The 8,113-nt window shown below is 45.8% G+C and carries 6 protein-coding genes; 4 read left to right on the forward strand and 2 right to left on the reverse strand.

The genetic code is table 11. The features are described 5' to 3' along the window. Positions 1-16: 16 nt before the first annotated feature. Together JMX98_RS06755 and sohB are read right to left on the reverse strand one after the other, a co-directional pair. Entirely contained in the window at positions 17-1,267 is a 1,251-nt protein-coding gene (locus tag JMX98_RS06755) for an acyl-CoA dehydrogenase family protein (RefSeq protein WP_413786528.1), read from the reverse strand. Positions 1,268-1,532: 265 nt separating this feature from the next. Then, positions 1,533-2,507 carry a protease SohB gene (sohB, locus tag JMX98_RS06760; protein WP_201585471.1) on the reverse strand — a complete coding sequence of 325 codons (975 nt, stop codon included), beginning with the start codon at positions 2,505-2,507 and terminating at the stop codon, positions 1,533-1,535. Positions 2,508-2,847: 340 nt separating this feature from the next. Between sohB and aspS the strand changes: the two genes are divergently transcribed. The 4 genes from aspS to JMX98_RS06780 all read left to right on the forward strand — a co-directional run bounded on the left by aspS (position 2,848) and on the right by JMX98_RS06780 (position 7,936). Continuing rightward, complete coding sequence (aspS, locus tag JMX98_RS06765; RefSeq protein WP_201585491.1) at positions 2,848-4,674, forward strand: aspartate--tRNA ligase; 1,827 nt, start codon at positions 2,848-2,850, stop codon at positions 4,672-4,674. Positions 4,675-4,741: 67 nt separating this feature from the next. Then, positions 4,742-5,701: a lysophospholipid acyltransferase family protein gene (locus JMX98_RS06770; protein ID WP_201585472.1), complete on the forward strand. Its 960-nt coding sequence runs from the start codon at positions 4,742-4,744 to the stop codon at positions 5,699-5,701. A 182-nt stretch (positions 5,702-5,883) separates the two neighbouring features. Next, positions 5,884-6,681: a glycosyltransferase gene (locus JMX98_RS06775; protein ID WP_201585474.1), complete on the forward strand. Its 798-nt coding sequence runs from the start codon at positions 5,884-5,886 to the stop codon at positions 6,679-6,681. A gap of 85 nt (positions 6,682-6,766) precedes the next feature. Continuing rightward, positions 6,767-7,936, forward strand: coding sequence for a nucleotide sugar dehydrogenase (locus JMX98_RS06780; protein ID WP_201585481.1), 1,170 nt, complete (start codon positions 6,767-6,769; stop codon positions 7,934-7,936). Positions 7,937-8,113 lie beyond the last annotated feature (177 nt).

Consider the following 8,113-nt stretch of genomic DNA (forward strand, 5'->3'; position numbering starts at 1 on the left):
GCGCCCTACTCTTATATTAAGATTTAGCAGGTTTCGACGAGCGGCCAAAACCTTGACGCTTTAGCTCAAGTTTGGCAATCATAGTTTTATGCACTTCATCAGGGCCGTCAGCTAGACGCAGCGCGCGAGCTTGTGCATAAAATGACGGCAACATCGTGTCTTGGCACACACCCATACCGCCATGGATTTGAATCGCCATATCGACCACTTCTTGTAATACTGTGGGTGCGACGACCTTTATCGCAGAGATTTCAGTGAGTGCCGCTTTGGTGCCTTGGGCATCCATTTTTTGCGCCGCGTATAGTGTCAATAAGCGTGCTTGGTCAATCTTAACCCGAGCATCACTGATACGCTCAAAGTTACCGCCCAGCTGGATTAGTGGCTTACCAAAAGCCGTCCGTGCCATGCCGCGTTTGACAGCCAGCTCCAACGACTTCTCAGCCGCACCGATACAGCGCATACAGTGATGAATGCGGCCTGGTCCTAAGCGGCCTTGGGCTATCTCAAAGCCCATACCCGGCCCGCCGATAAAGTGACTGGCTGGCACACGCACATCATTAAAGCTGACCTCTCCATGACCATGCGGCGCATCATAATCACCAAATACTTTGAGCATACGCTCGATTTTGACGCCAGCGGTTTTTGCCGGTACTAGTACCATCGAGTGCTGATGGTGACGGTCTTTATTCTCATCAGGAGTATAGGCCATGACGATTAATACATCGACCGCAGGATCACCCAGACCTGACGACCACCACTTGCTGCCATTGATGACGATTTCGTCACCTTCGACCACCGCCGTCGCTTGCATATTGGTCGCGTCACTGGAAGCCACCTCAGGCTCGGTCATACAAAACACCGAGCGCGTCTTACCTTCTAACAACGGCGTAAGCCACTGGTCTTGCTGCTCTTTTGAACCATAGCGCCATAACAACTCCATATTGCCACTATCAGGTGCATTGCAATTGAATACATAAGGCGCCAGCAAACTACGACCAGTCAGCTCAGCAATCGGTGCATAGTCGGTGACAGACAAGCCAGCACCCAACTCATCATCTGGCAAAAATAGGTTCCATAATCCAGCGTCACGTGCCTGCTTACGCAAGCTCTCGTATTTTTCGGGCCACTGCCATGTGGTCCAGTCACCATCAGGGTTTTGTGCATGACAATCTTGCCAAAACTGCGCTTCTATTGGCTCGATATGGGTCTCGATGAACGCTTTGACTTTGGCATGCATGGATTGACCATGCTCTGTTGCGGTAAACATCAGGGTTTGGCTAGACATAGTGACTTCCTTTTCTCTACTTATGGTTAATGACTCTTATAAATTTCACATCGAAATTTTAATAAAATATTATAGTGTACGCACGTATACTCTCTTTTGTCCGCTACATTTATAACACAGTGATTATCAATAAACAGCAAAAAAGGCGCGACCAGCTAGGCCACGCCTTTTACAAAACACAAACACTTCATCAGTCAATCATAAAGCCTGTAGAGCTGAATACTAAACAACCTTTTGATATTTCATGTTACTTTAGGATGTTTAAACGACTGTTTAAATCAAAGCGCGCCAAAGCATCTGGCAGCTTGTCGAGCGCCACATGTAGAGTCGCCTCTGCTGCTTGCGCCAGCCCCAGCTTTTCTGCGAGCGTTGGTTTTTGCCTTGAATGCAGGGCATACACTTCACTGTCTTCCATACGTGCCAAGATATAGCTGTCGGAGGTTTGTAGCTCATCGACCAAGTTTAGCATCAAGGCATCTTCGCCATACCAGTGCTCGCCTGTCGCGACTTTTTCTAAGTCTAGAGCTGGACGGTAGGTGTTGACAAAATGCTTAAACAGCGCATGCGTCTGCTCAAGCTCTTCTTGATACTTGGCGCGGTCTTCGGCGTCGTTTTCTCCAAATACCGTCACGGTACGTTTGTAGTCGCCAGCGGTAAACATCTCATAATCGACATCGTGATTTTTGAGCCATTTATGAAAGTTTGGCAATTGAGAGACCACCCCGATCGAGCCGATCACAGCAAACGGAGCAGCCACCACTTTATCAGCCACACAAGCCATCATATAACCGCCACTCGCCGCGACTTTATCAACACAGACAGTCAGAGTTAGACCGGCATCTTTTAGACGAACCAACTGTGCCGCAGCCAACCCATAACCATGCACCAAGCCGCCGCCCGACTCTAGACGCACCACTACTTCATCACCCTTGCTGGCGGTGCTAATCAGTGTGCTAATCTCTTCACGCAGATGCTTGACGGCTGTGGCCTTGATATCTCCATCAAAGTCCAGCACAAAGACCTGTGGTTTGCTTTCGTTGTTTTTTTTCTTATTTTTTGCCTTTAGCGCTTGTTTGGCTTTTTTTGCCATGGTTTTTTTGAACTGCTTGAGGGCGGCCTTGCCTTGCGTGGCTTCCATTAAATCTTCACGGCGCTGCTTTTGCGCTTCGTTTAAATGGCGTACTTTTAGCTCGATAGGATTTTTGGGTGGATGAAATAGCATGATGGTCATTTCCTCAAGTCGGTAGATATGTCAGTAGATATAATGATAATGTTGCTGTTATTAATGTGCAGCTGATATGTGCCCGATTGGCCGTATTTTCAAGCACGATGACATTATTTAACGTAGATACTCTGGCAACCGCTAGTTGTATAACAATGCCAGATTAGGCATAATATGCGTTTACAACAAATTACTGCAGCCTGCGCGATGACCATTTGTCTGAATCGCGTATTTGTGCTTTTTTGCACAGTGCCTAACTGGTGCCATGCCAATGATGGCTGCATTATTATATTTCGAACTGGGCTGACAACTGGATAATTATATTATGACGCAAAGCACTATGACGCATAGCGAATACCGAGACGAATATTGCGGAGCCGTAACCGAAAGCTTACTTGAGCAAACCATCAGTGTCGTAGGCTGGGTACATCGTCGTCGCGATCACGGTGGCGTGATTTTTTTAGACATGCGTGACCGCGCCGGTATCTTGCAGGTCGTCGTCGATCCTGATACGCCAGAGGCATTCGCAACGGCTGATGCAGTACGTCCTGAATATGTGCTAAAAATCACTGGCCGCGTACGCCGCCGTTATGAAGGCACCGAAAACAACAATATGACCAGTGGTCAAGTTGAGCTGTTGGGCAAAGAGATCGAAGTACTGGCCAAATCTGAGACCCCGCCGTTCCCATTGAATGACGAAAATACCACGGTATCAGAAGACTTGCGTCTTAAGTATCGCTATCTAGATATGCGCCGCCCGCACATGCAAGAGCGCATGGTGTTCCGTGCCAAGGCCACCTCAGCGATTCGTCGTTATCTCGATGATCACGGTTTCTTAGATGTTGAAACCCCTATTTTGACTCGTGCTACGCCAGAGGGTGCGCGTGACTATCTGGTGCCTTCACGTACTCGCCCAGGTAACTTTTTTGCTTTGCCGCAATCACCACAGCTATTTAAGCAGCTCCTTATGGTGTCAGGATTTGATCGTTATTATCAAATCGCTAAATGCTTCCGTGATGAAGACTTGCGTGCCGATCGTCAGCCAGAGTTTACCCAAGTAGATATCGAGACTTCTTTCTTAAACGAAGAAGAAATCATGAATATCAATGAAGGCTTGATCAAGCACTTATTTAAAACCATGCTTGATGTCGAGTTTGAAGACTTTCCGCGCATGACTTATGCCGAGGCGATGCGTGACTACGCCTCAGACAAGCCTGACTTACGTATTCCATTAAAATTGGTCGATGTGGCTGATTTGATGAAAGATGTCGATTTTAAAGTCTTTGCTGGTCCTGCTAACGATCCTAAAGGCCGTGTGGCCGCACTACGTATCCCAGGCGGCGCTTCACTCAGCCGTAAGCAAATCGATGCTTATACCAAGTTTGTCGGTATCTACGGCGCACGCGGTTTGGCTTATATTAAAGTTAATGATGTAAGCTTGATCAACAACGGCGTCGACAAAGAGTCTGGCCTGCAGTCGCCTATCATCAAAAACATGACTGATGACGTCTTGGTTAGCCTTATCGAGCGTACTGGTGCAGAAGATGGCGACATTATTTTCTTTGGTGCGGACAAAGCCAGTGTGGTAAACGATGCCATAGGTGCTCTACGTCAAAAAATCGGTCTAGACTTAGACATTACCACGTGTGAGTGGGCACCGCTTTGGGTGACCGACTTCCCAATGTTTGAGCAAACTGACGATGGCCGCTGGACTTCTATGCACCATCCATTTACCAAGCCTAAAGGCTCAGTAGAGGAGCTAAAAAACAGCCCAGAAACCGCGCTTTCTATCGCTTATGACATGGTACTAAACGGTACCGAAATCGGTGGTGGTAGCTTACGTATCAATACCCTCGAGATGCAGCAAGCTGTATTTGAAGCGTTAGGTATCGATGAGCAAGAAGCCGAAGAGAAATTCAGCTTCTTACTTGACGCCTTAAAATTCGGTGCGCCGCCGCACGGTGGTCTTGCCTTTGGTTTGGATCGTTTGATCATGTTAATGGTAGGTGCAAGCTCTATTCGTGATGTGATTGCTTTCCCGAAAACCAAAACTGCTGACTGCCCATTGACCCAAGCCCCTGCTGAAGTCGATAGCAAGCAGCTACGTGAGCTTGGTATCCGTGTGCGCGAAAAAGCACAAGCCGACAGCAATAGACCTGCTCAGTAAGCCCTCAGATAATGTTTAACTATTCTTTATCTGACGGACTACAGGATTCATCACTGCGTGAGTGGTCATGAATCCGTACCATATCTTTAAATACGTGCCACTGTCCGTCCTGCGGATAGTGGCACGTTTTGTCGCTTGGGTTATCATAAAGATACCCAGCTTGAGCATCATGCGCACCGTCAGTATCAATATGGCGCTGATTGCTGATTCTTTATCAGACCAGCAAAAACAAGCGCTGACTAAAGAGATTATCTATCATCAGTGCTTGACCAGTATCGAATCGATCAAAAGCTGGGCGATGCCGCCTGAGTGGAGCATCAAGCAGATACGCGATGTCCACAATAAAGACATTTTGTTAGAAGGTCTTGCCAGTCCAAACGGTATGCTGGCCATCGTCCCGCATTTGGGTACGTGGGAGATGATGAACGCGTGGCTCAATCAATTTGGTGCCCCGACTATCATGTATAAACCAGTCAAAGGCGACGTCATCAATGACTTTGTCTTGCAAGGCCGCTCGCGGTTAAATGCCACGCTGGTACCCACCGATGGTAGCGGGGTCAAGGCTATCTTTAAGACTCTAAAGCAAGGCGGCTTTAGTATTATATTGCCCGACCATGTCCCTGATCCGTCAGGCGGCGTGGTTGTGCCGTTTTTTGGGATTGAGACGTTGACCAGTACGCTGGCCTCCAAGCTTGCCAGTAAAACCAAATGCGCACTGGTCGGCTTATCTTGTATTCGCCGTGATGATGGGCGCGGATTTGATATTTATTGCTATAAGCTTGATGATCCAGCACTGTATGATCGCGATGCAAAAACAGCAGCGCATGCGCTCAATCTGGCCATGCAACACATGATTGAGGATAAATGCAGTCATTATACGTGGGGCTATCGGCGCTTTAAGCATATCCCTGAGCTAGACAACCCTTATACGGCTGACAAAAACGCTTTGTCAGACTTTATTTGTAGTAATAACCAACATCGTAAGCGGCTTGATGATGACAGGCAGAACGCTCATCGCACGCCCTGAGTCTTCGCCCGCAACAACCCTATAAAACGATAATACAATCTGTTAAGCAGTGGCAAATACCATAGACATTGGTTATGGTAATATAAATAAGTCGTCATCGTTAACGATACTGCATGACCGATACAACACGTACCTAAACTTTTATAAATCTACTCTCTACTGAACTTTAATATGAGTGCATTATGGCAACTGACATAACCCAGCCCTTATCAGACACCCTGACACGACCAGATTATACAGCCGAGCAGCGTTATGTCATCTGTATGAAGTGGGGTGATAAGTATGGCCCAGAATACGTCAACCGCCTATACAATATGGTGAGCCGCCACCTGACATTGGACTTTCAGATGGTATGTCTGACCGATGACAGTACAGGTATTGATCCTGCCGTAAAATGCTACCCAATACCTGAGCTGGATCTACCTGCGGGCCCTGAGCGTGGCTGGAAAAAACTCACCACCTTTAAGCCTGAGCTGTATGACCTCAAAGGGGTGGCATTATTTTTAGACATCGATATCGTCATCGTTGATAATATCGATGGATTTTTTACCTATCAAGCAGCGCACCCGGACAGCGTCGTTATCATTCGTGATTGGAAAAAACCATGGCGCATGATTGGCAATAGCTCAGTCTATCGTTTCAAAGTGGGACAAAACACCTACCCTGAATTACTGGCAAACTTTGAGCGTAACTTTGAGACCATTCGCACGCAGGTTCGCCATGAGCAGGCTTATCTATCGAACTATCTGCGCGAGCATCATCATTTAGAGTACTGGGATAAAGACTGGTGCGTGAGCTTCAAATACCAATGTATTGCCCCTATTCCATTCAATCTGGTACGTGCCCCGACCCTACCTGAGGGCGCAAAAATCGTCATCTTCCATGGTGAGATTAATCCACCAGACGCCATCAAAGGCGGCGGTGGTAAATGGTATCGACATGTAAAACCAAGTCCATGGCTTGAGGAGTATTGGCAGTAGACTAGAAGGTTATCTATCAAACTGGAATAAGTTCTTTATTAAACAACAACGTGATATCAATAATTACAACTATAGGGAATACTTTATGAAAATTACTGTTGTTGGCACCGGCTATGTTGGGTTATCAAATGCAATGTTATTGGCACAGCATAATAACGTTACAGCCGTTGATATCCTGCCTGAAAAAGTTGAGCTACTGAATACTAAAAAATCGCCTATCGAAGACAAAGATATTGAAGATTTCTTAGCGAATAAACCGCTTGACTTCACAGCTACTCTCAACGCTAAAGAAGCGTATCAAAAAGCAGATATCGTTATTGTAGCAACGCCAACGGATTATGATCCTAAAACCAATTTCTTTAATACCAAAAGTGTAGAAACGGTCATTCAAGATATTCTTGAGGTTAATCAAACGGCAACCATTATTATTAAATCAACCGTACCTGTTGGCTTTACTAAAGACTTAAGACAGCGTTTATCTAGCGACAATATTATCTTCTCACCTGAGTTTCTAAGAGAAGGTCAAGCGCTACACGACAACCTATACCCCTCACGTATTATTATTGGTGATGAGTCTGATAAAGCAGAACAGTTTGCACAACTACTTCTGGAAGGTGCTGTTAAAAAGAATGTTCCCGTACTTTATACCAAATCTACTGAGGCAGAAGCCATCAAGCTGTTTTCCAATACCTATTTAGCGATGCGTGTTGCCTACTTTAATGAGCTTGATACTTATGCCCAAACCTATGGTCTTAACACCAGACAGATTATTGAAGGTGTCGGCCTGGATCCACGTATTGGCGACCACTACAATAACCCCTCTTTTGGATATGGTGGTTACTGTCTACCCAAAGACACCAAGCAGCTTTTGGCAAACTACGATGAAGTACCCAGCAATTTAATTAGAGCCATTGTTGACTCTAACCGTACCCGAAAAGACTTTATCGCTGACACCATAATTGCAATGAGCCCTAAGATTGTGGGGGTACATCGACTCACCATGAAAAGTGGTTCAGACAATTTTAGAGCCTCGTCAATTCAAGGTGTCATGAAGCGCATTAAAGCCAAAGGTATCGAAGTCGTGGTTTATGAGCCTGTATTGCAAGATGATTTGTTTTATAATTCAAGAGTTATTAAGGATTTAAAAGAATTTAAATCTATCAGCGATGTTATCGTAGCCAACCGTATGTCTGAGGAGTTAGAAGACGTTGCAGACAAGGTGTTTACTCGTGATTTATTCGGTAATGACCAATAAGAATATATGCTTTTTACTCCAACTGCATTGAATTAGCACTAATACTTAATAGACCTCTTGCAAAAGTAGCAGAGAATTTTACAATAACTGAAACACTCATAACTTTTTAGGAACCATGCCAAACATAGATAAGCTACTCAAACAAAGTGACGCTGGTTTTAAACGTTATACAGGCAT

This window comes from Psychrobacter sp. HII-4 (genome assembly GCF_904846595.1).
Lineage (GTDB): Bacteria > Pseudomonadota > Gammaproteobacteria > Pseudomonadales > Moraxellaceae > Psychrobacter > Psychrobacter celer.

Bases quoted from the DNA above. Each gene is read 5' to 3' on its own strand.
- JMX98_RS06755 (WP_413786528.1), bottom strand. From the start codon at position 1,267: ATGTTTACCGCAACAGAGCATGGTCAATCCATGCATGCCAAAGTCAAA.
- JMX98_RS06775 (WP_201585474.1), top strand. From the start codon at position 5,884: ATGGCAACTGACATAACCCAGCCCTTATCAGACACCCTGACACGACCA.
- JMX98_RS06780 (WP_201585481.1), top strand. From the start codon at position 6,767: ATGAAAATTACTGTTGTTGGCACCGGCTATGTTGGGTTATCAAATGCA.
- aspS (WP_201585491.1), top strand. From the start codon at position 2,848: ATGACGCATAGCGAATACCGAGACGAATATTGCGGAGCCGTAACCGAA.
- sohB (WP_201585471.1), bottom strand. From the start codon at position 2,507: ATGCTATTTCATCCACCCAAAAATCCTATCGAGCTAAAAGTACGCCAT.
- JMX98_RS06770 (WP_201585472.1), top strand. From the start codon at position 4,742: ATGAATCCGTACCATATCTTTAAATACGTGCCACTGTCCGTCCTGCGG.